Genomic DNA, 23,975 nt, shown 5'->3' with positions numbered 1-23,975 from the left:
CGGCGCTTCGCGCCGACCCTCCCCTCAAGGGGAGGGTGAAGGAGCCTCATCATGACCGCCCCCAAAGTCCTCATTTCCGATGCTCTCTCTCCCGCCGCCGTGCAGATCTTCAAGGATCGCGGCATCGACGTCGACTTCCAGCCGAACCTCGGCAAGGATAAGGACAAGCTCGCCGAAATTATCGGCAACTATGACGGCCTGGCCATCCGCTCGGCCACCAAGGCCACGGCCAAGATCCTTGAGAAGGCGACGCGACTGAAAGTGATCGGCCGCGCCGGCATCGGCGTCGACAATGTCGAGATCCCCGCGGCGACCGCCAAGGGCATCATCGTGATGAACACGCCGTTCGGCAATTCCATCACCACAGCCGAACACGCCATCACGCTGATGATGGCGCTGGCGCGCGAGATCCCGCAGGCCGATGCCTCGACCCAGGCCGGCAAGTGGGAGAAGAACCGCTTCATGGGCGTGGAGATCACCGGCAAGACGCTGGGCGTGGTCGGCTGCGGCAATATCGGCTCGATCGTCGCCGACCGCGCGCTCGGCCTGCGCATGAAGGTGATCGCCTTCGATCCGTTCCTGTCGCCGGAGCGCGCCAAGGATCTCGGCGTCGAGAAGGTCGAGCTTGAGGACCTGTTCAAGCGCGCCGATTTCATCACGCTGCACACGCCGCTGACCGACAAGACCAAGAACATCATCGACGCCACAGCAATCGCCAAGATGAAGCAGGGCGTGCGCATCATCAACTGCGCCCGCGGCGGTCTGGTCGACGAGCAGGCGCTGGTCGATGCGTTGAACACGAAGCATGTCGCTGGCGCCGCCTTCGACGTGTTCGTCGAGGAGCCCGCGACCGCTAACGTGCTGTTCGGCCATCCCAACGTGATCTGCACGCCGCATCTCGGCGCAGCCACCACCGAGGCGCAGGAAAACGTCGCGCTGCAGGTCGCCGAGCAGATGTCCGACTATCTGCTCACCGGCGCGATCTCGAACGCGGTCAACTTCCCGTCGATCACCGCCGAGGAAGCGCCGAAGCTGAAGCCGTTCATCGAACTCGCCGAAAAGCTGGGCTCGTTCGCCGGGCAGCTGACCGAGACCGGCATCGCCAAGGTCACCATCACCTATGAAGGCGCTGTCGGCGAAATGAAGATCAAGGCACTGACCTCGGCGGCGCTCACCGGGCTGCTGCGCCCGATGCTCGGCGACATCAACGTCGTCTCCGCCCCCGTCGTCGCCAAGGAGCGCGGCATGGTGGTGGACGAAGTGGTGCGTGCCGCGCAGAGCGACTACGAGAGCCTGATCACGGTGACGGTGACCACCGACAAGCAGGAGCGCTCGGTGTCCGGTACGGTCTATGCCGACGGCCAGCCGCGTCTGGTCGATATCAAGGGCATCCGGGTCGATGCCGAATTCGGCAAGTCGATGATCTACGTTACCAACGAGGACAAGCCCGGTTTCATCGGCCAGTTCGCCTCGCTGCTCGGCGACGCCAGGATCAACATCGCTACCTTCCATCTCGGCCGCAACAGCAAGGGCGGTGACGCCATTGCCCTGGTCGAGGTTGACGGTGCCGTGCCGGCGGATGTGCTGGCGAAGGTGCAGACCCTGCCGCAGGTGAAGCAGGCCAAGGCGCTGACGTTCTAGGATCGCAAGCGCTTCGGTCGCCGCAGGCGACTCTTTGCAACGACGAAAATGAAAATCCCCGCCCCAAAAAGGCGGGGATTTTTTTGCGTGAATTCCACGTCGCGGTATTTTTGATCGGCGGCGGGCGTAAGCATTTGAAAACACTACGTTGATATATTCTTTCCAGGGGTCATGCCGAGCGCTGCTGAAAGTGTGGGCCAAGGGAGCTATAGCCGTGAAATTCAACAACATTCGCATCACGACCAAGCTGGTTATTCTGGTGGCGGTCACGATGATCGGCCTGTGTGCTGCAGGCGTTCTGGCGGCCCACATGGTCAAGAGCGAGATGCTCGCGGCGCGGACCGAACAGTTGAAGTCGATCGTCGAAATCGGCAGCAACGTGGCTGCCGGCCTGCAGAAGGACGTCGCCGCCGGAAAGCTGACGCGGGAAGCCGCCACCGCCGAGCTGGTGCGCCGGATCGAGCCGATGACCTATGACAACGGCAACTATCTGTTCATCTACACCATGGATGGCACCGTGGTTCATCTGCCGGGCTTCAAATCCGGGGCCGATCGCCTCAACACGCTGGTCAACGGCGTGGCCGTGACGCGCGAGTTTCGCGACGGCGTGGCAGCCAAGGGCTGGCACATTCTGACCTACGAATTTGCCAAACCCAACGCGCAGGTTCTGTCACGCAAGATGGGCTATGCGGCGGCGCTGCCCGGCTGGAACATGTTCATTGCTACCGGCGCCTATCTGGATGACCTCGACGAGCACCTGAAGCCAATCATCTGGGCGCTCGGTCTGGCAATGTTCGCGATTGCCGCCGTTGCCGGCCTTATCGCCTGGTTTATCGGACGCAGCATCACCCGCCCGCTCGGCCGCCTCGGGGCGCGCATGAAGTCGCTCGCCGATGGCGCGCTCGATGAGAGCATTCCCGGTGTGGAGCGCGGCGACGAGATCGGCGCGATGGCGGCGACGGTGCAGGTTTTCAAGGACAACGCGCTGCGCATCCGCGCCCTCGATCAGGTCGAAGCCGACGCGCAGGGCCGCGTCGCCGCCGAACGCCGCGCGGCGATGGAAAGCATCGCCGACGATTTCGAGCGTAGCGTCAACGGCATCGTCCGCTCGGTCTCGACCGCGGCGGCCGGCATGCAGACCACCGCGCAATCGATGACCGCGACGGCAAGCGATGCCAGTTCGCGCGCGGCCACGGTCGGCTCCGCCTCGCAGCGCTCGTCCGACGACGTCGGCACGGTCGCCTCCGCAGCCGAGGAACTGTCGGCATCGGTCAACGAGGTGCTGCGCCAGGTGGCGCAGTCGACCGAGGTCGCCCGCCGCGCTGTCGGCGACGCCGAGCGGACCAACGCCACCGTGCAACTGCTGTCGCGCGGCGCCGAGAAGATCGGCGAAGTGGTGCAGCTGATTCACAACATCGCCTCGCAGACCAACCTGCTGGCCCTCAACGCCACCATCGAGGCGGCCCGCGCCGGCGAGTCCGGTCGCGGCTTTGCAGTAGTGGCATCCGAGGTGAAGGCGCTGGCCAGCCAGACCGCCAAGGCGACCGAGGAAATCTCCGCCCAGGTCTCGGCCATGCAGGCATCGACCAGCGAGGCGGTGGCGTCGATCACCGGGATCACCGGCACCATCGGCGAGATGAGCGAGATCACCAGCCGCATCTCCGGCGCCGTCGAGGAGCAGGGCAAGGCGACGCGCGAGATAGCGCAAAGCATCCAGTCGGTTGCTGCCGGTGCCAGCGAGATCAGCAATCACATCGGTGGCGTCAGTTCGGCCGCCGAAGCCACCGGCGCCGCGGCCTCGCAGGTGCTGTCCAATGCCCGCGATCTGGACGGTCAGTCCGGCATGCTGCGCGCGGCGGTCAATGATTTCCTCGGCAAGGTCCGGGCGGCGTGAGCCATGCCGGTGCTGCTTGCTGATCCTCTGACCTGCCGGCTCCCCGGAAATGCCGTGCGTTACGGGAAGGTATTTATGGTGGCAATCACGCGTTGCGATTCCCCGTATTTTTACGGAGTCGCAGGCTAATCAATAGCGAGGATATGAACGCTACTGTCGGATCAGGTCCGTCGCCGCGACCGTTCGGGAGATAGCCAGTGCAATTCAACAACCTTCGCGTCACCTCCAAGCTGATCATCCTTGTGGGGGTGACTTTGATGGGGCTGTGCGCAGCCGGCCTTCTCGCCGCCAATCTGATGCGGAACGAAATGCTGACGGCGCGTATCGACCAGACCAAGATCTTTGTCGAGGCCGCACGCAACATGGCGATCGGGTTGCAGAAGCAGGTAGCCGCCGGGAAACTTACCCAGGAAGCGGCGATCGCGGAATTCGTCAGTCGCGCAAATACGCTGACCTATGACAACGGCGCGGGCTACCTGTTCGCCTATACAATGGAAGGTGTGGCTCTGGCGCTGCCGGATCCCAAGCTGGTCGGCCAGAACCGGATTGACTCGCTGCTTAATGGGCGGGGGTGATCCGCGAATTGCGCGACGGAGCCGCCAAGGGTGAAATTGCGCTCCGCTATGAAAACCTCAAACCCAACTCGCAGGAGATGTCGCGCAAGGTGGCCTACGCGGTTCCGATTCCCGGTTGGAACATGTTCGTCGGCAGCGGCGCCTATCTCGACGACCTCGATACCAAGCTCAAGCCCATCATGTGGACGCTTGGCTTGGCGATGGTCGCCATCGGCGCCATTGCCGGGCTGATCGCCTGGCTGATCGGCCGCAGCATCACGGCGCCGCTCGGCCAGCTTGGCGCGCGCATGGAGGGGCTCGCCAATGGCGCGCTCGACGAGAGCATTCCCGGCGTGGAGCGCGGCGACGAGGTCGGCGCCATGGCCAAGACCGTTCAGGTGTTCAAGGACAATGCGCTGCGGATCCGCGGCCTCGAGCAGGTCGAGGCCGACGCCCAGAACCGCGCGGCCGCCGAGCGCCGCGCAGCGATGCAGAGCATCGCCGACGAGTTCGAGCGCAGCGTCAACGGCATCGTCCGGTCGGTTGCGACCGCGGCGACGGATATGCAGACCACCGCCCAGTCGATGACCGCGACGGCGTCTGACGCCAGCTCGCGCGCCGCCACCGTCGGCGCCGCCTCGCAGCGCTCGTCCGACGATGTCGGTACGGTGGCCTCGGCCGCCGAGGAACTGTCGGCGTCGGTCAACGAGGTGCTGCGCCAGGTGGCGCAGTCGACGCAGGTCGCCAGCCGTGCCGTCAGCGATGCCGAACGCACCAATGCCACCGTGCAATTGTTGTCGCGCGGCGCCGAAAAGATCGGCGAGGTCGTCCAGTTGATCCACAATATCGCCTCGCAGACTAACCTGCTGGCGCTCAATGCCACCATCGAGGCAGCGCGTGCCGGAGAGTCCGGCCGCGGCTTCGCGGTGGTCGCCTCCGAAGTGAAGGCGCTGGCGAGTCAGACGGCGAAGGCCACCGAGGAAATCTCGGCCCAGGTCTCGGCCATGCAGGCCTCCACCGGCGAGGCGGTGGCGTCGATCACCGGCATCACCGGCACCATCAGCGAGATGAGCGAGATTGCCAGCCGCATCTCCGGCGCGGTGGAGGAGCAGGGCAAGGCGACGCGCGAGATCGCGCAGAGCATCCAGTCGGTCGCCGCCGGCGCCCACGAGATCAGCAACAACATCGGCGGCGTCAGCGCGTCCGCCGAAGCCACCGGTGCAGCGGCCTCGCAGGTGCTGTCCAATGCCCGCGATCTCGACGGCCAGTCCGGCATGCTGCGCACGGCGGTCAATGACTTCCTCAGCAAGGTGCGGGCGGCGTAACGCTGACTTGCTCGCTCTCCCGGAATGGGGCAGGCGAACCTGCCCGCGCAGCAAAAGCCCTCCCGCAAGGGAGGGCTTTTCTCGTGGAGACAAGGCCGAGCAGCGAAGCTTACTTCGCCTTCAGGAAATCGCCGACTTCGAGCAGTACGAACTCGTTGTCGTCGGCCTTGTTGGGCTCGCGGCTCGATGAGAACGGCAGGTTGTTGTCGTTGCCGACGATGATATGCGTGGCATCGACCTGATCGACGTTCTCGATGGTGAAGAACGGGAAGGTCAGAACGCCGTCGTTCAAGGGCTTGAGCGACTTCTTGTCGGGATCCTGGATCTTCATCAGGTCGATATAGCCGATCTTGCGCACCGGCTTGCCAACATTGGCGTCGCTGAGTTCGATCTTGAACACGCGCTTGAACTTGGCCAGATCCGGGAAGCAGTCGGTGCCGCGCTTGCCGTCGGCGCAGGCCTTGTCCTTGGTGCCTTCGCCGTTGTCGCGCTCGATGATCAGGCCGTTGTCGGCGGTGATCATGTTGAAGTCGCCGATCGCATTGCCGTTGTTCTCGAACACATACTGCCAGGAGCGGCCGGTGAACTTCTCGGCCTTGACGTCGAATTCGAGGATGCGCGCGGCTTCCTTGCCGTCGACCTTTTCCCAGTCCTTCTTCTCGGCATCCCACACCGGGCCTTCGAGCAGGCCGTAGATGAACTTGCCGTCCTTCGACGACGCGAAGCCCTCATAGCCCTTGGAGCGGCGCAGGTTGACGTTGGTGAAGGTGGCGCCCGGTGCGCCCGGCGACTGCACCTGCCAATGGTCCGGCGAACGCACCGGCTTGCCGTCGATCACGGTCTCGAACACCGCAAGTACCTTGCCGGTCATGTCGGTCTTGAGGATGTAGGGCCCGAATTCATCGCCGATCCAGAAATTGTCGCCGATGATCTGGAAGCCTTCGGTATCGAAATCAGCGCCGGTCAGATAGCGCTTGGCGGTATCCTCGTGGACGATGCGGAACGGCACCTTCTTGTCGGGGTCGTGCAGGAAAACGGTGGCTTGACGCTCGACCTTGCCGGCCTTCCAGTCGATCTTGTGGTGGTTCAGATACAGCATGTAGTCAGCTGAATTGTAGCGCGAGCCGGCGCCGTTGTCGGTCAGTACCCAGAACGAGCCGTCGGGCATCACCTTGATGCCGGAATGCCCCTGCAGCGGCTGGCCCTTCATCGGCAGCGAAATCCCGGTATCGCGCTCAAAGGACTTGCCCATCACGGTGCCCAGCGCGTCCACGCGCTTGCCGGTGGTGTATTTTCCGGAGGTCTTGAGGTCGTTCGGCGCGTCGGCCGGCGCATCGATGGTCGACATTGCCGGCAGCACGGCATGGCCGGCCAGCTTGGCGGGAAATTCGCCTTCGCTTTGCGCCAGAGCCGCGGACGACAGCAGCAGCATCGACGCTACGGAACAGAGCAGGGATTTGCGCATGGTGGTTCTCCTTGTGGTGACCATGCTGCGTGTTCTGGGGCGCGCGCGTTACGGCGCGCTGACGGATGCATGACGGCGGAATGACAGCGGGGGACAAGGCTGCGGCAAGGGGGCGCAGCCGTCGTCCCCGCCGAAACGCAATTGCGTTTCGGCGGGAGGTGCGCAAGAGCGCGCACCTCAGGATGACGCTCCGTCTGTGGCAGTAGTCCCTACTGCTTCTCGATGCCGGCTTCCCTGATCAGCTTCTCCCACACGACGAGCTGTTCCTTCAGGAAGGCATCGAACTCCTCCGGTGGTCCGGAGAACGCCTCCATGCCGCGGTCGGCGAGATCCTTCTTCATTTCCGGACGGTCGATGATCTTGCGGATCTCGGTATTGAGCTTCAGCACGATATCCCGGGGCATGTTGGCCGGACCGAGATAGCCCTGCCACGAGGTGATATCGAAGCCCTTGACGCCCGCTTCGTCCATGGTCGGCAGATCGGGTAACAGTTTCGAACGAGTCTTGGTGGTCACCGCCAGCGCCTTCAGCGCCTTGCCGTTGACGTGCGGCAGTCCGGTCGGCACGTCCGTAAACATCATGCTGACGCGGCCGGCGATGACGTCGGTCAGCGCGGGCGGCGAGCTCTTGTAGGGAACGTGCAGCATGTCGATGCCGGCGAGCCGCGCGAATGTTGCGCCCGACACGATCGCCGACGATGAGCCGCTCGCATAGGAGTACTTGCCCGGGTCCTTCTTGGCCAAGGCGATCAGCTCGGCCACCGAGTTGGCGGGGATCTCCGGATTGATCACCAGCATGAAGGGCAGGTCGCCGGTGCGGGCGATCGGGGTGAAGTCCTTGATCGGATCGTAGTTCATGGTCTTGAGCAGATAGGGATTGGCCGAATGCGAGGTGTTGGTGGTGACGAACAGCGTGTAGCCGTCCGCCGGCGCGCGGGCGACATAGCTGGCGGCGATCGACCCGTTCGCGCCGGGCTTGTTGTCGATCACGATGGTGACGCCGAGCGCCTGGGCGAGTTGCTGCGAGATGACGCGCGTGGTGGTGTCGGTGCCGCTACCGGCGGCAAACGGCAGTACCAGCGTGATGGCGCGATTGGGGTAGGTGCCTTGCGCCAGCGCGCTGCCCGCCGTGCCGATGGCGATGACGGCCGCCGCCGCCCGCAGTGCCCCGCGGACTCCATGAATGTCGATCATCCCGTTTGCTCTCCCTGTCTCCGGCCTGAGTGGCCGGCATTGTTGCGGGCAAACTAACTGACGGTCGCGCGGCGTCAAAGCCGAAACGCGGCACGCTGATACCGCGTGGCGGAAGGCGCCGCAGACGGCGATGACGATCAGCCGTCGCTGCTCCCGATCGTCCCCCGGGGCAGTGTCCGCAGGGCGGCGTGCGGGAGCGATCGTTGCGGCATGTCGAATAGCAAGACCGTGGTCCCTGTGCCGCACCGCGGCAATCGTTTTGACAAAACCGCGGGCCGTCGTTATATCTATTAGAATAATTCTAATCTAAAATAAGGCATTGAAGATGAAGGCATTTTCAGACTTGACGGAGCGCGAGGTGCTGGCGGTCGCGATCTCCGGCGAGGAGGAAGACAGCCGCATCTATTCCAGCTTCGCCGAGGACCTGCTCGATCGCTACCCGGATTCGGCAAAGATCTTCAGCGAGATGGCCGAGCAGGAAAAGGGCCATCGGCACATGCTGCTGGAAATGTATGAGCAACGGTTCGGGCCGAACCTGCCGCCGATCCGCCGCGGCGACGTCAAGGGATTCATCCGTCGTCGCCCGATCTGGCTGACCCGCAATCTCCCGCTCGATGCCATCCGCAAGGAAGCGGAGACCATGGAATTCGAGGCCGAGCGATTCTACGCCAGGGCCGCCGAGCAGACCACCGACGTCCATGTCCGCAAGCTGCTGGGCGATCTCGCCGAGATGGAAAAGGGCCACGAGCAGCTGGCGTCGCGGCTGTCGGAGACGTTCCTGACGCCGGGCGCACGCAGCGCAGAGGATCACACCAGGCGGCGGATGTTCGTGCTGCAATATGTCCAGCCCGGGCTCGCCGGCCTGATGGACGGCTCGGTGTCGACGCTGGCGCCATTGTTCGCCGCGGCCTTCGCCACACACCAGAACTGGGCGACCTTCCTTGTCGGCCTCGCCGCTTCCATCGGTGCCGGCATCAGCATGGGCTTTGCCGAAGCGCTGTCCGACGACGGCTCGATGACCGGGCGCGGCTCGCCGTGGCTGCGCGGCGGCATCTGCGGATTGATGACTACCGTGGGCGGCCTCGGCCACACCATGCCGTATCTTGTGCCGGACTCCTGGGCCAACGCGTTCTGGATCGCTACGGCCATTGCCGGCGTGGTGGTGTTCTTCGAACTCTGGGCGATCGCCTGGATCCGCGCCAAGTACATGGACACGCCGTTCATGCAGGCGGTGTTCCAGATCGTGCTCGGCGGCGTCATCGTGCTGGCGGTGGGCATCCTCATCGGCGGCGCGTAGCCGGAGCCATCGTGCTTTGCAGCCGCGCGTAGCGGCTCCGATTGCGACGTCGACGGCTCACTGATGCGTCGCATCCGCGCGCGAATTGATAGCAGGACCCGCGCCGTTCGAAACACGAGTCACCCCGCTTCTGACGGACGACATAGCGGCAATATGTAGCTTGGCATACTGAGAAAATTTTCATTTTCCAATATCGAGCTACCACTCGCGTTTGTCGCGCAGCCCGCCCGTTAATGCACAGTTATGCTCCGGCCAATACCTTGACGGCACGAACCATAGGAACGTGCCATGCAAATCGGTCGTCTGTTTTCGCTCTCCATGCTCGCGGTCACGGGATTGGCAGTGCTTCTGGGCGCCGAGGTGCTCGTCCCGCAATATCGAACCGTCGCCAGCAAGAGCGAGGCCATGAGGGCCGTCGAGGCCTTCGGCGCAGTTCTGGTGGTGGGACAGAACATGGCGGGCTTGCGGGCGCCTTATGTCGGACCCTTGTTCCAGGAAGCCGCGGCGACGCCGGTGCAGCTCGACGCCGTTGCGAAGGTGCGCGCGGCATCGGACGCCGCTTTTGCGAGCGCGCGCGAGGCTATCGGTGCACTCAGCGACGGCGCGGCGGTAATTGACGGCCTGTCCAAGGCCGCGGCGAGCCTTACCGACGTTCTCGGTAGCGCCGATCGCGCCATGACCTCACCGATGACGGCGCGCGACCCCGCCATCATCAAGGGCTTCCTGCCTGGCGTCGGCAAGGCCGTCGCCAGCGTCGAGCCGCTTCTGAACCGCCTTGAAAACGATGTTGCCGTGGCGGACGCATCGCTCACGACATTGTTGAGCATCGCCCGCACCGCCCAGGATATCCGCGTCACCGGCGGCAGCCGCGCGGCGACGTTCTCGCTGCCGGTCAGCACCCGCCGGCCGCTGACGCCGGCGGAGATGTCCAGCATGGATCGTGGCCAGGGCCGTATCGACGCCGGCCGGGAACGGATCGAGGCGTCTGTCGATCAGCTCGGCAAGCCGGAACGGCTGCTGGCGCCGCTCAAGGTCGCGATCGAGGGCTATTTCGATCGCGCCGCGCCCGCCATCGAGAAGGAGATGCCGGCCGCACGCAGCGACGGCAAATACGCCATGACGTCCGACGTCCTCGCCGCAACCATCGTGCCGGCCATCCAAGCTTTCATCACGGTCCGCGATGCAGCGCTGGCCGAGGCCGCGCAGCGTGCCCGCACCGGGCGCGACCACGCCATGATGATGCTGGCTCTGACCTGCGCCGCAGTTCTTGCCTTGCTTGGCGTGCTGGGCGCGGTGACGGTGATGTTGCGCCGTCGGGTGATCGCGCCGGTGGCGACGATCACCGAGGCCGTCAGCGAACTCGCCGCCGGCCGGCATGACGTCGTCATTCCCGCGATCGACCGGACCGATGAGATCGGCACGATGGCGAAATCCCTGCAGGTGTTCAAGGAAACCCTGATTGCCAAGAAAGCCGCCGACGAGGCCGCTGCCGCGGAAGCCGATGCCAAGATCCGGCGCGGCCAGCGCGTCGATACGATGACGCGCGATTTCGAGGCGATGATCGGCGAGATCGTCGACATCGTCTCGTCGGCCTCCACCGAATTGGAGGCCTCCGCCGGAACGCTGACGTCGACCGCCGAGCGCTCCGAGAAAATGACCACGCTGGTGGCGGCAGCTTCCGAAGAAGCGTCCACCAACGTACAGTCGGTGGCCTCCGCCACCGAGGAGATGGCCTCTTCCGTGAACGAGATCAGCCGCCAGGTGCAGGACTCGGCGCGGATCGCCGGCGAGGCCGTGGTGCAGGCGCAGTCGACCAACGACCGCGTCGGCGAACTGGCGAAGGCGGCTGCGCGCATCGGCGATGTGGTCGAACTGATCAACACCATTGCCGGACAGACCAATCTGCTGGCGCTGAACGCGACGATCGAAGCGGCGCGCGCTGGCGAAGCCGGCCGCGGTTTCGCGGTGGTGGCGTCCGAAGTGAAAGCATTGGCCGAGCAGACCGCCAAGGCGACCGGCGAGATCAGCGCGCAGATCACCGGCATCCAGGCCGCGACGCAGGAATCGGTGAACGCCATCCGGGAGATCGGCAACACCATCGCCAGGATGTCGGAAATCGCCTCGACCATCGCGTCTGCGGTGGAAGAGCAGGGCGCGGCGACGCAGGAGATTTCCCGCAACGTCCAGCAGGCGGCGCAGGGAACCCAGCAGGTCTCGGCCAACATCACCGACGTGCAGCGCGGCGCCAGCGAGACCGGATCCGCGTCCTCTCAAGTGCTCCATGCGGCCAAGTCGCTGTCCAGCGAAAGCGCGCGCCTCAAGGCCGAGGTCGCCCAGTTCCTCAACTCGGTTCGCGCCGCGTAGCGCGATCCGCCAGCACTTGCCACGCGCAAGCTGCCTGCATTCGGAAGCTGGGCATTGCTGAGGCGCTCTCCGACAAGGGCTCGATGACCAGGTGCGGGTCCCCGTGGCTGCGCGGCGGCATCTGCGACTTGATGATCAAGAGCACACGGATATGCCGTTAGTGCAGGCAGTGTTCGAGATCGTGCTCGGTGGAGTCATCGTGCTGGCGGTCGGAATATTGATCGGCGGCGCGTAGCCGCCGCCGGTTGCGTCCCTGCAGTCCTACGTGATGCCAAATCAACTCGAAATTAACCGAGTGCCACCTAAAGCTTTATTTACTGTCGTTGCATCACCAAAATTGCGTTCAAAGAAAATGCAGGCCGGCGTTCGAATGGACGCAAGCGCAGATTCTCCGCTGTCGGCGGGCATGCGCGGGCACGACCATTCGCGCGCCTGACCAGACCGTTTCGGGGCCCCCATGAATCTTCGAATCCGCACGCTGCTGCCGCTGGTCGTCTGCGCGCTCGCCCTGATTGCGGTCGGCCTTGCCGGACTTGGCGTCCGTGACGCGCTGCAGCGCGGCGCGCAGTCGGAGGCCTTTCTCGAGGTCAACCAGATCGCGCGGGCGTTGCTGCGCAGCTCGGGGCAATGGGCGACGGAGCGCGGCATCATCAATTCCACGCTGAAGGCGCCGGAAGCGGCGGGCGTGGCGCGGCTCGGCGAGATCAAAGCCCTGCGCGAGGCCGGCGACCAGTCCCTCCGCCAGGCGCTCGAACTATTGCGTGCGCAAGCGCAGACAAAAGCCACCGCTGCGGTGATCGCCGACGCCGAGCAGATGCATCGGGCGCTGCAGGCCGTGCGCGGCAAGATCGATCAGGAACTCGGCAAGCCGATGAATGTGCGGGCGACTGAGGTGGTGCAGGGCGCCTTCGCCCAGATCACCCTGGCGATCGAGACTTCGGCGAAGCTGCGGCAGACGCTCGAAACGCTCAGCTCCCCACCCTCTGCGGCGTTGGCGCGACTGGTGATGCTGCGCCACCTCACCGCGGACATGGCCGAGTATGCCGGCCGCGAGCGCGGCTATCTCGGCGGCATTATCAGCGCGCGTGCCAAACTGGGGAGCGAGCAGTTACGCAACCTGTCGATGTTCCGCGGCCATATCGATCTGGCCTGGTCGATGGTGGCAGCTTTGAAACAGCGTGTCGACACGCCTGCCGCGGTCAGCGATGCGATCGACGGCGTCGCGAAGGAATACTACGGCGTCTATAACGCGGTGCGCGAGCAGATATTCGCCTCCGGAGAACGCGGTGACTACGCGCTCAGCGCCGACGAGTACTTCAAGCGCGCCACGGTGGCGGTCGGCCACATCCTGCGGCTCGCCGAGGCGATCGGCGGCGCGGCCGATGAGGAGGCGGCCAACGACGCGGCGCGCAGCAGCGCTGCCGTGAACCTCAACGGCGGGGTGCTGGCCGCGGCGCTGCTGCTGGTCATCGTCAGCCTGTGGCTGACCTTCGCTCGCATCCTGCGGCCGTTGTCGACGCTGACCACCGCGATGCGCGGTCTCGCCGCGGGCGATCTGACCGTCGCTCTGCCGGGGCTGCGGCGCACCGACGAGATCGGCGAGATGGCGCAGGCAGTGGACGCCTGCAGGCGCCACGTTCAGGCCCGGGCGCGAGAGGAGATCGAGGCAAAAACCGCAGACGACGAGCGCATTGCGGCGCAGCGCCGCAAGGACATGCACCGGCTGGCCGAGGGTTTCGAGAGCGCGGTTGGCGAGATCGTCGAAACCGTGGCGTCGGCCTCCACCGAACTCGAAGCTTCGGCGGCCACGCTGACGTCGACTGCCGAGCGCGCCGAGGAACTGACCACGCTGGTGGCGGCGGCGTCTGAAGAGGCCTCGACCAACGTGCAGTCGGTGGCCTCGGCGACCGAGGAGATGGCGTCGTCGGTCAACGAGATCAGCCGCCAGGTTCAGGATTCGGCGCGGATCGCCGGCGAGGCGGTCGAGCAGGCGCAGAAGACCAACGACCGCGTCGGTGAACTGGCGAAGGCTGCCGCCCGCATCGGCGATGTCATCGAACTGATCAACACCATCGCGGGACAAACCAATCTGCTGGCGCTGAACGCGACCATCGAGGCGGCGCGCGCCGGCGATGCCGGCCGCGGCTTTGCCGTGGTGGCGTCCGAGGTCAAGGCCCTGGCCGAGCAGACGGCCAAGGCTACCGGCGATATCAGCGCACAGATCAACGGCATCCAGGCCGCGACCCAGGAATCCGTGACAGCGATCAGGGAGATTGGCGAGACCATCGCGCGCATGTCGGAGATCGCCTCGACCATCGCGTCAGCGGTGGAAGAGCAGGGTGCGGCGACGCAGGAAATTTCCCGCAACGTCCAGCAGGCGGCGCAGGGAACCCAGCAGGTCTCGGCCAACATCACCGAAGTGCAGCGCGGCGCCAGCGAGACCGGATCTGCGTCCTCGCAGGTGCTCACCGCAGCGACGTCACTGTCATCGGAAAGCGCCCGGCTCAAGCTTGAGGTCAGCAAGTTCCTCGACTCGGTGCGGGCCGCTTAGCGCGGTCCCCAAGTAGAGGTGTTGCGTCCGCAGTAGCGTAGCGGTTGGCTTCCTGAGCGTCGCGCGCACCACCCCTCCGTCGACACTTCCGGCGCCACCGGAATGCAGGGGCGCATGGGCAACTACCGCCGCGATGCCACGACCACGCCGGCCAGCACCAAGGCATAGCCGACCAGATGAAACAGTTTGGGCTGTTCGTCGAGGAAAACGATGGCCATGGCCGAGCCGAACACCGGCATCAGGTGGAAAAACGGCGCAGCGCGGTTGGGCCCGATCAGGGCGATGCCGCGGTTGAAGAACAGGTAGGCCAGCGCCGAGGGAAAGACGATCACATAGATCAGCGTGACGAGCGTCAGGCGGTCGAGGATCAGCGGCGTGCCGGACGTAAGTTCCCAGATGTTGAGCGGAATGGTCATCAGCGCGCCGGCGCCGATGGTCACCACGATCAGCGACAACGGATGGCTGGCCGGTCGCCGCAGCATCAGCGCCGAGTAGATCCCGAAGATGAACAGCGCCGCCGCCAGCATCGCGTCGCCCTTGTTGATCTCGATGCTGGTCAGCGCCGCGAGGTCGCCACGCAGGATGATGATCAGCACGCCGATGAGCGATGTGAAGATGCCCAGCAGCTGTGGCAGCGTCAGCCGCACGCCGAACAGGATCAGCGTCCACAGCGCCACGCACAGCGGTCCGGCCGACTGGATCAGCAACCCGTTCAGCGCCTGAGTATACAGCAGGCCCCAATAGGCGAGCACGGTGTTGGCGGCAAATCCGGTGAAGCCGAGCGCAAGCATCAAAGGCCAGCGCGCGATCAGCACCGGCCAGTCGTCGCGCAGATGCGGCCAGGCAAACGGCAGCAGCAGCAAGAACGCGCCGACGCAGCGCACGCAGGCCATCGTCACGGGCGGGACATGCCCGGACACGTAGCGTCCCAGCACCATGTTAGTGGCCCAGAACAGCGACGTCAGGCTGAGCAGCAGATAGGGCTGGTTGGAGAGCCAAGTGACGGGAGACAGCTTTCGGCTTTGGTCCATCATCGAGCCCGTCAATCGCCACGCAAGGAGTTTAGATCGATTCAAATAATCGCAACTCACGCAAACAAACAACCGTCCGACGCGGGACGCTTCCATGCACCAACGTGCCGCCGCGCGCAAAGCTGCGGCAGTCTGGCAACAGTGCACAGCGAAAGGCTCTGTCTGGAAGCCTTCCATTGGAGTTGCCTGGACAAGTCGCCTAAGCGGAATCCAGCGAAGTGTTGCGTCATCCACATCAGCAGATGCGCCGGATATGAGTGGAGGCTTGCGTTGAAGAAGATCCATCTGTCGCGGCTGGCGGCCTTGTCGTCGGCCTGTGCGTTGAGCGTGCTGACATTGAATTCATCCGCGGCACAGCAAGCGAACGCGGGGGCTGGGCAGGGCGCGCAGACCCTGCCTCCGGTGGTGATCAGCCAGCCGCAGGTGCGCCGTGCCGCGGCGGCCGCGCCAAAGCGCGCCGCCCGTGCGCCGCGCAGCAGCGCTGCTGCTTCGCGCAGGCCGCCGGTCGAGCGCGCCGCCCTATTCGTCGAGAATCCGCGCGGCGCGATCCGTGGCTATGTCGCCGGGCGCAGCATGGCCGGCACCAAGACCAACACTGCGATCAACGAGAACCCGCAGTCGGTTTCGGTCATCGGCGCCGAACAGATTCGCGACCAGAGGCCGAAGAAGTTCGATGAGATCGTGCGCTACACGCCCGGCATCGTCGGCGGCTATTTCGGCGCCGACACCCGCAACGACTGGTTCCTGATTCGTGGCTTCAAGTCCGACGACAATAGTCTGTTCCTCGATGGCATCCAGTTGTTCTCGACCGCTTTCGCGACCTGGAAGCTTCAGCCGTTCAATCTCGAGCGTGTCGAAGTCCTGCGCGGGCCTTCCGCGGTGCTGTACGGTGGATCGAGCCCGAGCGGCATCGTCAACGCCGTCAGCAAGATGCCGCCGGCGGAGCCGATCCGCTACATCGAAGCCGGCGTCGATAGCTTCGGCAACGGTTACACGGCGTTCGATTTCGGCGGCCCGGTCGCGATCTCGCCGGAGCATGGCAAGCTGTACACCCGTCTCGTCGGCCAGGTGCAGAACGGCGGCACCCAGACCGACTTTACACCCAACAACAACTACTTCATCGCACCGTCGGTGACCTGGAAGCCCGACGCTGACACCAGCCTCACGGTGCTGGCGTCGGCATCCTATAACCAGACCCGCGCGCAGAATTTCCTTCCCTATGCGGGCACTGTCACCGCCGCGCCGTTTGGCAGGATCGGGACGGGGCTGTTCGCCGGCGAACCGAGCGCCGATACGTTCAAGCGCGAGCAGGAGATGCTGGGCTATCAGTTCGAGCGCCATCTGTCGGACAACGTCACGTTCCGCCAGAATGCGCGCTACGCGCACACCGATGTCACGCTGTCGACGCAGCAGGGGTTGGGCTACGCGACGACGCCCGCCGCCGCAAACCTGGCGCGCGGCAACTTCTTCACCCATGGCATAGGCAACCAGGCCGACCTCGACAGCCAGGTGGAATACCGTTTCGACACCGGCATTCTCAGTCATACCACGCTGTTCGGCCTCGACCTCAAGCACTACAGCATCGATGACTACCAGGGATTCGGCGCGGCGACGCCGCTCAACCTGATCAATCCGGTCTATGCCCCCACCGCGCAGTTCAGCGGGACGCCGTACCAGAATGCGATGCTGACGCAGAACCAGCTCGGCGTCTACGTGCAGGACCAGATCAAGCTCGATCGCCTGACGCTGGTGCTGAGCGGTCGCAACGACTGGGTCGGCACCAACAACGACAACCGCATCGGCGCGGGCCTGAGCCGCGACGACAGCAAGTTCAGCGGTCGCGCCGGGCTGATCTACAATTTCGACTCTGGCGTCGCCCCCTATGTGTCCTACGCCACCAGCTACAACCCCGTCGTAGGCACCAACTTCTCGACCCGCACGTTGCTGATGCCGGAAACCGGCCAGCAGACCGAAGTCGGCATCAAGTATCAGCCGGTCGGGTTCGACGGTCACTTCGGCTTCGCCTATTTCGACCTGAAGCGTCAGAATGCCCTCACGAGCGATCCCAGCAACGCCAACTTCACGGTGCAGAACGGTGAAGTGACGTCGCGCGGCCTTGAACTGGAGGCGGTCGCCAATCTGGCGCCGGGATTCAAGGTCATCGGTTCATTCACGACCTATAACCTGTTCGTCAGCAAGGATGGCAACCCGGCATTGATCGGTACGGTGCCGACCAATACGCCGCGCCAGATGGCGTCAGGCTGGGCCGACTACACGTTCCAGGACGGACCGCTGCGCGGTTTCGGCTTCGGCGGCGGCGTGCGCTATATCGGTTCGTCGTTCGCCGACGCCGCCAACCTGCTGCCGGTCCCCTCCACTATACTGGGCGATGCGGCACTTCACTACGAGTGGCAGAACTGGCGCGTGGCCGTGAATGCGGTCAATGTCACCGACCAGATCTACGTGGCGAGTTGCGCTACGGCATCGTCCTGTTTCTATGGCGATCGCCGTCGCGTCACGGCCAGCGTCGGCTACAAGTGGTAGCAGGCCGTCAAGGCAGCGGTGCCGATCGGCTCAAGGAAGACCAGCAGGATTAGTCCACCCCGGCCGAAGCCGCGGCAATCGCCGGCTTCGGCTTCCTGGCCGCCACCACGATGCCGCACAGCACCAGCGCATAGCCGACGATGTGAAACAGGTGCATCGTCTCGCCGAGGAAGAAGATGGCCATGGCCGAGCCGAACACCGGGATCAGGTGAAAGAACGGCGCCGAGCGGTTGGCGCCGATCAGGGCGATGCCGCGGTTGTAGAACGTATAGGCCAGCACCGAGGGGAACACCGCGACGTAGGCCAGCGACAACAGGTTGCCGGCATTGATCTCCGCCGGTGGCCGCGTGAACAGCTCCCATATGAACGGCGGCACGAGGCACAGCGCGCCGCAGGCAAAGGTGAAGGTCAAGAACGACAATTGCTGGATCGCCGGCCGTTTCAGGGTAAGCACCGCATAGAGACCGAAGATCGCCATCGCCAGCAGGAACAGGAGGTCGCCCTTGTTGAGCTCGATGGCGGTCAACGCCGCAAGATCGCCACGCAGCAGGATTACCAGCACGCCGATCATGGAGAGCGCGATGCCGCAGGCTTGCGCGATGGTCAACCGCACGCGAAGAATGAGCAGCGACCAGATCGCGACGAACAGCGGTCCCGACGATTGCAGCAGCAGCGAGTTTAGGGCCGTGGTGTATTCAAGTCCCCAGTATTGCAGCGAGTTGAACAGGCCGATGCTGATCAATGACAGGAAGATCATGAATCCGAATTGCCGTCGGATCACCGGCCAGTCCTGCCGCATCGCTCGCCAGCCGAACGGCAGCAAGATCAGTGCGGCGAGGCCCCAGCGAAAGAATGACAGGGTGAACGGCGGAATGTGGCCGGCAGCGGCGCGACCGACGATGGCGTTGCCGGCCCAGAACAGCGAGGTCAGGCTGAGCAGCAGATAGGGCTGGTTCAACAGCCATCCGATCGGTGTGCGTTCGGTCGAGATGGAAGGGGGCATGATTGGGCCTGGACAGAAAACGCTGGTACCGCGCGGCCAGCTACTGGCCGGCTGCCGGATCGGTCTGACAGACACGGATTTGCCGCCGATATCAATGGCGGAACTGCATTGCGATCATGCAGGACAGCGCGGTCGCGCCGCCGCCGCGCAACCTTCGCAGTGCAAAGAAAAGGCCCCGAACGGCTCGGGGCCTTTTTCGCTGCGGACCGACCTTACCAGCGTCGGTTCCAGTCGTTATTCCAGTTGTTGTTCCAGTCGTTATCCCCGCGAGCACCGTGGCGGCGGCTCTTGCGCGGGCGCTGCTCCTGACCGAAGGCCAGTCGCGGATTGACGATGCAGTCGCCGCCGATTCCGCTCACCGTCGCCATGCACTGGTTGAACGACGTAAACGAGCAGCTCGGATTGAAGCCGGTGACCGAGGTGCGCGAGCACCACGGGTAATCTCTAGCCATGCTCGGCGTCGCGCCGAGGACAAGGAGAAAGGCGGAGGCCGCCAAGATTGAACGCATGGTAGAATCCTTGCTCGTTGACAATGACCGTCCAATTCTAGGGACAGTTGATTGTTCCGCCATGCGCGGTCAAGTCTCGTGGGTGACGTCAGCAGTCTCCGGGTTTGGCCGTCGAGGTGGCGCCCTGGGCCTGCTGCGCCGCTGTCGGCTGACCCTCGGTCTGTCGCCGCACGTCCTCCGACGAGGTGGCACCGCCGGCGGTGGCATTGCCCATGGCGCTGGTCGGCGGATGTTGCGCCGTAGTGGCGGAGCCTGTGGTGATCGTCTGTCCGGTATTGCCCGGCGTGGGCCCGGCGCCGGCATCGCCCATCTTGCCGTCCTTGCCCGTCGTGCAGGGGCCTGCCTGTGCGGCGCCGAGGCCGAGCATCAGAATGGCCATTCCGGCCATCATGGTCTGGTGGATCTTCATGTGTCTCTCCTGGGTTTCCCCGTCATCGGCCGCGTCTTCGCGTGGCTGGACGGCAAGGGGAAACCCGCCCGACGCGGACCTGTTCCGGGAACTTATCTGTTTACGTTCAGGCCACCACGCTGCTGGCGGTGGCGCCAAGTGCCTTGCAGGCGTCGTTCGGATCCAGCGCGATCTGCAAGCCGCGCTGGCCGCCGTTGAGATAGATGCTGGCCTCGCTCAGCGCCGCCTGCTCGATCACCACCGGCACACGCTTCTTCTGGCCGAACGGGCTGATACCGCCGACATGATAGCCGGTCAGACGCTCGGCGTCGGCCGGTCGCATCATCTTCGCGGTCTTGCCGTGCAATGCGGCCGCCAGCTTTTTCATGCTGACTTCGCAGTCGGACGGCACTACGACGCAGACCGGCTTGCCGTCGACCTCGGCCATCAGCGTCTTCAACACCCGCCGCGGTTCGGCGCCCAGCGCGGCTGCGGCCTGCAGCCCGATACTGTCGGCGTCGGGATCGTAATCGTAGCTGTGCAGCGTGAAGGCGATGCCCAGCCTGGTCAGCGCCAGCGTCGCGGGGGTGGTCTTCGACATGGTGCGTCCTGCTTCGTCCGGCGCGGGGCCGGAACCTGTTGTTGCCCTTGACGTTGCTCCGTGCAACCGCAGGAGAGCGCCATGGGACTTGCGACATACGCCATTATCGAAACGGGGAAAACCGGAACCTCCGGCCCCAACATCTACAGCACCTGGGGAATCCTCCACGACGGAAATGTCGAGGGCGATTACGAAACCAAGGAGGCGGCTTTCGAGATCCGCAGTGGCCGCGGCCTCGCTGGCGGTGCGCGAAGGCCATGAAGTCCATGTCAGCGTGCCTTCGCGCGCGGCCGGCAATGGCACGGCGCTGGGCGCCACCACCAATTAACCCCTACGTACGCAGAAGCAACAGGAGCCGGCATGAGCCAGGAGACCCCAAAGGACGATCCACGGCAGCGCGACGACTGGAAGCCCACGAAGGGGACCGACGAACCGTGGAAACAGCCTGCACAGAAGTCGCAGGACCCGGCGGCACCGGATACGCCGAAACCCGATCTTGAAAAGTGGAGCGAGACCAACACCCATTGAGCGGCGTGGCGTGGCGGCGCGTGTTACTGCGTGGGCGCGCCGCGCCGCCACAGCCAGACATTGATGCTTCCGGTGCGGCCACGGACTTGCACGTCCTCCGGGCCGTTCAGCACACCGGAGGTCTGCACCGGCGAGTTCGGTCCGGCCTTGCGCAGCAGGTCGTCGGTCAGCGCGATTTCGGCGCCATGGCTCTTTGCTACGTCCATCATTCGGCTGGCGACATTGACGGTGTCGCCGATGGCGGTGACGTGCTGGTGACTGCCGCCAAGCCGTGACGCGACGATGGCGCCGAAATGCGCGCCGATCTTGAAGCCGATCCGGCTTCCGACCTGCGGCGGCAGCGAGGCTAGCCAAGCGTGTGTGCGGGCGCTTAGGCCGAGACAGCAATTTACGGCGTTGACGGCATCGTCGGCGGAAGCTTGCGGCAGGCCGAACAGGATCATCGCGCCGTCGCCCATGAAGCTGGTGATCAGGCCGCCGCAGGCCTCCACTTCACGGTCGACGATGCGCTGGAAATCGCTCAGCAACTCGCGCGTTGCATTGGGGCCGGCCGTCTCGCTGTGTGCGGTGAATCCTGACAGATCGATAAACACAATGGCCGCGTCCTGATGCACCGGCTGCAGCAGGAAGTCGGGATCCTCGGTCAGCCAGGCGTGCAGCCGCGGCGCCTGGAACTGCTGCAGCAGGTCGCTGCGATCCGCAAGGTGCTGGGCGCGCCGGCGCCCCATCCAGATCTGCACGGCGCCGAACAGGATCGTCGGCGGGGCGGCGGCGGCAATCGGGAGCGCGGCGCTTAGCCAGACCCCGTGTGCGAACGCCGCAACGTTGACCGTCGACCAGATCGCCGCGACGGCGGCGATGGCCACAAGCCCGACCGTATTACGGCGCCACGCCAGCAGGCCGACCAGCAGCATCGGTAACAGCACCGCGACGGCGCCATCGGCGAGCCGCACTGCGTGGTTGCGCACCAGCGCATCCTTGGCCAGCAGATGGGTGATGGCAGTCGCGACCACCTCGACGCCGGGCATCACCGGATCGAACGGCGTCGGGAAAAGTCGCCGCCGCCGGTCGCCGTGACGCCGATCACCACAGCGCGGTCCTCGATGTCGTGGCGCGCCAGCGTGCCGTCAAGCGCGGCGGAGGCGCCAACAGTAGGGATGGTGCCGTGCGGGCCGTAGAACGAGATCGGCAAGAGATGCCCGACGTCGGTCGGGACATCCGGCCCCGACAGAACGAAATCGTTCGGCGCGATGCTGGGGTCCTGGCGCGCGGCCGCCGCCGCCGTGCGCAGCGGCAGCGACACCAGCACGGCATCTGCCGTGCGGAACAGCAGCGGTATCGAGCGCGGAATGCCGGTCTGATCGGTGGTCACGTTGACCACGCCGACGCCGGCCTGATCGGTAAAGTCTTTCAGCGGCAGCAGGAAGCGCGCCGCGGTTGGAAGCCGCGCCAGCGGTCCGTCGCCGTCGGCGGCGAGGCGCTGCCGCGACTCGGCGAATATCGCCGCCGCGGCGATCACCGCATTGGTGTTGCCCAGCGCCCGCGCCAGCGCGGCATCGTCCTCGGGCGTGCTGCGATCGACCAGCAGCAAGTCCACTGCGATCACCCTGGGTTTGAGCTGTGCGATCTGCTCAATGATGCGGGCGAGGGCGGCGCGTGGCAGCGGATAGCTGCCCTGTTCGCGCACCACTTGGTCGTCGATGGCGACGATGGTCACCGCGTCGGGCGGCAGCCGGGTGCCGCGCGCCAGCACCCGCAGATCGGTCAGCGTCGCCTCGAAACGGTCGAGCAGCCGCATGCCGGAGGGCCCGTTTCCCCAGGTCAGCGCCGCGCCCCAAAGGCCTGCCAGCACGATGGCAACGGGAGCCTGGAATGCCCGGGCCTTCATCGGCTGCCTAGCGGCCGAGCCGGGCCATCAGCGCCGCAACGCGGGGCGCGGCCCAGCGCTTCACTTCCAGCGGCGTCGTGCCGGCCTCGACATCGACGCCTTCGCCCGGGCCGAGCACCACCTGGCCCGCAACGGTGGGGCGGCGGACGGCGACACGGCCGGTGTCGACGAATACCGAGGTCTTGGCGGCGTCGGCATCGACCGCCCATTTGGTGCCGCGCACCGCGGCGATGGCCTGCGGCGTCGTCACCTCGAAGCGCTTGCCGGATTTGTTTTTCGGCGCCTCGACGAACACCGCCTTGCTCTGCAGGTCGATGGCGTCCACATGCCCGTCACGATTGCGATCCTGCAGCGTGAACGTTGCGCCGCTCTCGGCGACGATGGTCAGCCCACCGCCGCAGCGCAGGGTCTGCGTACCCGCGGCCGACGCTTGCGCCGTGCAGCCCATCCCTGGTTGCTGCGCCGAAGCGGCGCCGCAGAATATTGCGCCCACCAGCGCGGCGGTCGCCATCTGCGTGGGGATACTCATGCCAATACTCCAAATTGTTCGACAGCCATGGTCCTTTAGGCGTGCATCGCGCGGTTTCGTTCAAGGCCCAAGGATTGGCGGGGCGCCGGTACCTATATAAGGCCGGCCGAAACCCATGCCACCCGCCGGTTCAAGTTTTTGGAGGCTTGGCCGTTATGTCGGTGCGGTTTTGCGCAGGTTCGCGATGACGCAGCGAGATCCGCATGCGCATCTCGGGCGGCTCGGCTCCGCGCACCGGCGCGATCAAGCCGCTGTGAACGCGAGCCGCTGTCCGCCTGATGCCTAATCGGCGATCAGCGTACGCAGTTCGTCGATCATCCGATCGGTCTCGAACGGCTTGCCGAAAAACCTGCTGTCGGCGGGCAGCTCATTTTCTGAAACCTGCAGATGGCCCGAGACGATCACGATCTTGATAGGGGGCCAGCGGTCGCGAACGGCGTGTGCGAGTTTGAGGCCGTCCATCGATCCGGGCATGTTGACGTCGGTGAACAGCAGCGCGATGTCGGAACGAGACTCCAGGATCGCGACGGCCTCGTCGGCGTTAGAGGCCTCGATGGGGATGAACCCGGCTTCTTCGACGATGTCGGCGGCATGCATGCGCAGCAACGCTTCATCTTCGACGATCAGGATGGCGTAGCGTTCAGGTTTCTTCGATGTTGCCATTGCGATC

Annotated in this window: 18 protein-coding genes and 3 pseudogenes; 10 read left to right on the top strand and 11 right to left on the bottom strand. The window is 65.0% G+C overall.

Translation table 11 applies throughout. The features are described 5' to 3' along the window. Nucleotides 1-51 precede the first annotated feature (51 nt). The 3 genes and pseudogenes from serA (at nt 52) to ONR75_RS25755 (ending at nt 5,414) form a co-directional block, all read left to right on the top strand. A complete protein-coding gene (gene serA / locus ONR75_RS25765; protein ID WP_265079746.1) occupies nt 52-1,641 on the top strand; it encodes a phosphoglycerate dehydrogenase in 1,590 nt (529 codons plus the stop codon). A gap of 214 nt (nt 1,642-1,855) precedes the next feature. After that, nucleotides 1,856-3,535: a methyl-accepting chemotaxis protein gene (locus ONR75_RS25760; RefSeq protein WP_265079745.1), complete on the top strand. Its 1,680-nt coding sequence runs from the start codon at nt 1,856-1,858 to the stop codon at nt 3,533-3,535. A gap of 190 nt (nt 3,536-3,725) precedes the next feature. Next, nucleotides 3,726-5,414, top strand: a pseudogene (locus tag ONR75_RS25755) (methyl-accepting chemotaxis protein). 109 nt (nt 5,415-5,523) lie between these two features. Here the strand turns inward: ONR75_RS25755 and ONR75_RS25750 are convergent. Together ONR75_RS25750 and ONR75_RS25745 are read right to left on the bottom strand one after the other, a co-directional pair. After that, nucleotides 5,524-6,879 (bottom strand): esterase-like activity of phytase family protein, encoded by a 1,356-nt coding sequence (locus tag ONR75_RS25750; protein WP_265079744.1) that lies wholly within the window; start codon nt 6,877-6,879, stop codon nt 5,524-5,526. Between the two features lie 209 nt (nt 6,880-7,088). Continuing rightward, nucleotides 7,089-8,072: a Bug family tripartite tricarboxylate transporter substrate binding protein gene (locus tag ONR75_RS25745; RefSeq protein WP_413776389.1), complete on the bottom strand. Its 984-nt coding sequence runs from the start codon at nt 8,070-8,072 to the stop codon at nt 7,089-7,091. A gap of 325 nt (nt 8,073-8,397) precedes the next feature. Between ONR75_RS25745 and mbfA the strand changes: the two genes are divergently transcribed. The 4 genes and pseudogenes from mbfA to ONR75_RS25725 all read left to right on the top strand — a co-directional run bounded on the left by mbfA (nt 8,398) and on the right by ONR75_RS25725 (nt 14,284). Continuing rightward, complete coding sequence (gene mbfA, locus ONR75_RS25740; protein WP_265079743.1) at nt 8,398-9,369, top strand: iron exporter MbfA; 972 nt, start codon at nt 8,398-8,400, stop codon at nt 9,367-9,369. 288 nt (nt 9,370-9,657) lie between these two features. Then, on the top strand, nt 9,658-11,733 hold the full coding sequence (locus tag ONR75_RS25735; RefSeq protein ID WP_265079742.1) for a methyl-accepting chemotaxis protein: 2,076 nt from the start codon (nt 9,658-9,660) through the stop codon (nt 11,731-11,733). A gap of 47 nt (nt 11,734-11,780) precedes the next feature. Then, nucleotides 11,781-11,968 (top strand): annotated as a pseudogene (locus tag ONR75_RS25730) (rubrerythrin); the annotation flags it as partial. A 222-nt stretch (nt 11,969-12,190) separates the two neighbouring features. Next, entirely contained in the window at nt 12,191-14,284 is a 2,094-nt protein-coding gene (locus tag ONR75_RS25725) for a methyl-accepting chemotaxis protein (protein ID WP_265079741.1), read from the top strand. A gap of 122 nt (nt 14,285-14,406) precedes the next feature. Here the strand turns inward: ONR75_RS25725 and ONR75_RS25720 are convergent, their stop codons facing one another. Then, nucleotides 14,407-15,318, bottom strand: a complete 912-nt coding sequence (locus ONR75_RS25720; RefSeq protein WP_265079740.1) for a DMT family transporter — start codon at nt 15,316-15,318, stop codon at nt 14,407-14,409. 267 nt (nt 15,319-15,585) lie between these two features. On the opposite strand from ONR75_RS25720, the gene ONR75_RS25715 reads away from it, so the two are divergent. Further along, a complete protein-coding gene (locus tag ONR75_RS25715) occupies nt 15,586-17,859 on the top strand; it encodes a TonB-dependent siderophore receptor (RefSeq protein WP_265079739.1) in 2,274 nt (757 codons plus the stop codon). Nucleotides 17,860-17,908: 49 nt separating this feature from the next. Here the strand turns inward: ONR75_RS25715 and ONR75_RS25710 are convergent, their stop codons facing one another. From ONR75_RS25710 to ybaK, 4 genes are all read right to left on the bottom strand, one after another. Then, on the bottom strand, nt 17,909-18,862 hold the full coding sequence (locus ONR75_RS25710) for a DMT family transporter (RefSeq protein WP_265079738.1): 954 nt from the start codon (nt 18,860-18,862) through the stop codon (nt 17,909-17,911). Between the two features lie 212 nt (nt 18,863-19,074). Further along, entirely contained in the window at nt 19,075-19,371 is a 297-nt protein-coding gene (locus ONR75_RS25705; protein WP_265079737.1) for a DUF3551 domain-containing protein, read from the bottom strand. Between the two features lie 88 nt (nt 19,372-19,459). Further along, nucleotides 19,460-19,780 (bottom strand): hypothetical protein, encoded by a 321-nt coding sequence (locus ONR75_RS25700; RefSeq protein ID WP_265079736.1) that lies wholly within the window; start codon nt 19,778-19,780, stop codon nt 19,460-19,462. A 106-nt stretch (nt 19,781-19,886) separates the two neighbouring features. Beyond that, on the bottom strand, nt 19,887-20,360 hold the full coding sequence (gene ybaK, locus ONR75_RS25695; protein WP_265079735.1) for a Cys-tRNA(Pro) deacylase: 474 nt from the start codon (nt 20,358-20,360) through the stop codon (nt 19,887-19,889). Nucleotides 20,361-20,441: 81 nt separating this feature from the next. On the opposite strand from ybaK, the pseudogene ONR75_RS25690 reads away from it, so the two are divergent. Together ONR75_RS25690 and ONR75_RS25685 are read left to right on the top strand one after the other, a co-directional pair. After that, nucleotides 20,442-20,688 (top strand): annotated as a pseudogene (locus tag ONR75_RS25690) (hypothetical protein). A gap of 32 nt (nt 20,689-20,720) precedes the next feature. Then, nucleotides 20,721-20,888, top strand: a complete 168-nt coding sequence (locus ONR75_RS25685) for a hypothetical protein (protein WP_265079734.1) — start codon at nt 20,721-20,723, stop codon at nt 20,886-20,888. A gap of 23 nt (nt 20,889-20,911) precedes the next feature. Here the strand turns inward: ONR75_RS25685 and ONR75_RS32610 are convergent, their stop codons facing one another. The 4 genes from ONR75_RS32610 to ONR75_RS25670 all read right to left on the bottom strand — a co-directional run bounded on the left by ONR75_RS32610 (nt 20,912) and on the right by ONR75_RS25670 (nt 23,968). Continuing rightward, nucleotides 20,912-21,916, bottom strand: a complete 1,005-nt coding sequence (locus ONR75_RS32610; protein WP_320109662.1) for an adenylate/guanylate cyclase domain-containing protein — start codon at nt 21,914-21,916, stop codon at nt 20,912-20,914. Next, complete coding sequence (locus tag ONR75_RS32605; RefSeq protein WP_320109661.1) at nt 21,916-22,776, bottom strand: CHASE2 domain-containing protein; 861 nt, start codon at nt 22,774-22,776, stop codon at nt 21,916-21,918. The genes ONR75_RS32610 and ONR75_RS32605 overlap by 1 nt, the downstream gene beginning before the upstream one ends. 7 nt (nt 22,777-22,783) lie before the next feature. Next, nucleotides 22,784-23,305, bottom strand: a complete 522-nt coding sequence (locus ONR75_RS25675; RefSeq protein ID WP_265079733.1) for a FecR domain-containing protein — start codon at nt 23,303-23,305, stop codon at nt 22,784-22,786. A gap of 282 nt (nt 23,306-23,587) precedes the next feature. Beyond that, complete coding sequence (locus tag ONR75_RS25670) at nt 23,588-23,968, bottom strand: response regulator (RefSeq protein WP_265079732.1); 381 nt, start codon at nt 23,966-23,968, stop codon at nt 23,588-23,590. Nucleotides 23,969-23,975: the final 7 nt, after the last annotated feature.

The sequence above is a fragment of the Rhodopseudomonas sp. P2A-2r genome, assembly GCF_026015985.1.
GTDB lineage: Bacteria > Pseudomonadota > Alphaproteobacteria > Rhizobiales > Xanthobacteraceae > Tardiphaga.
The sequence above is the reverse complement of the archived record's forward strand: the minus strand, read 5'-3'. Positions and strand labels throughout refer to the sequence as shown.

Coding starts and splice junctions, on each gene's coding strand:
- serA (WP_265079746.1), top strand. CDS start 52: ATGACCGCCCCCAAAGTCCTCATTTCCGATGCTCTCTCTCCCGCCGCC.
- ONR75_RS25750 (WP_265079744.1), bottom strand. CDS start 6,879: ATGCGCAAATCCCTGCTCTGTTCCGTAGCGTCGATGCTGCTGCTGTCG.
- ONR75_RS25745 (WP_413776389.1), bottom strand. CDS start 8,072: ATGATCGACATTCATGGAGTCCGCGGGGCACTGCGGGCGGCGGCGGCC.
- mbfA (WP_265079743.1), top strand. CDS start 8,398: ATGAAGGCATTTTCAGACTTGACGGAGCGCGAGGTGCTGGCGGTCGCG.
- ONR75_RS25735 (WP_265079742.1), top strand. CDS start 9,658: ATGCAAATCGGTCGTCTGTTTTCGCTCTCCATGCTCGCGGTCACGGGA.
- ONR75_RS25725 (WP_265079741.1), top strand. CDS start 12,191: ATGAATCTTCGAATCCGCACGCTGCTGCCGCTGGTCGTCTGCGCGCTC.
- ONR75_RS25720 (WP_265079740.1), bottom strand. CDS start 15,318: ATGATGGACCAAAGCCGAAAGCTGTCTCCCGTCACTTGGCTCTCCAAC.
- ONR75_RS25710 (WP_265079738.1), bottom strand. CDS start 18,862: ATGCCCCCTTCCATCTCGACCGAACGCACACCGATCGGATGGCTGTTG.
- ONR75_RS25705 (WP_265079737.1), bottom strand. CDS start 19,371: ATGCGTTCAATCTTGGCGGCCTCCGCCTTTCTCCTTGTCCTCGGCGCG.
- ONR75_RS25700 (WP_265079736.1), bottom strand. CDS start 19,780: ATGAAGATCCACCAGACCATGATGGCCGGAATGGCCATTCTGATGCTC.
- ybaK (WP_265079735.1), bottom strand. CDS start 20,360: ATGTCGAAGACCACCCCCGCGACGCTGGCGCTGACCAGGCTGGGCATC.
- ONR75_RS25685 (WP_265079734.1), top strand. CDS start 20,721: ATGAGCCAGGAGACCCCAAAGGACGATCCACGGCAGCGCGACGACTGG.
- ONR75_RS32610 (WP_320109662.1), bottom strand. CDS start 21,916: ATGCCCGGCGTCGAGGTGGTCGCGACTGCCATCACCCATCTGCTGGCC.
- ONR75_RS32605 (WP_320109661.1), bottom strand. CDS start 22,776: ATGAAGGCCCGGGCATTCCAGGCTCCCGTTGCCATCGTGCTGGCAGGC.
- ONR75_RS25675 (WP_265079733.1), bottom strand. CDS start 23,305: ATGAGTATCCCCACGCAGATGGCGACCGCCGCGCTGGTGGGCGCAATA.
- ONR75_RS25670 (WP_265079732.1), bottom strand. CDS start 23,968: ATGGCAACATCGAAGAAACCTGAACGCTACGCCATCCTGATCGTCGAA.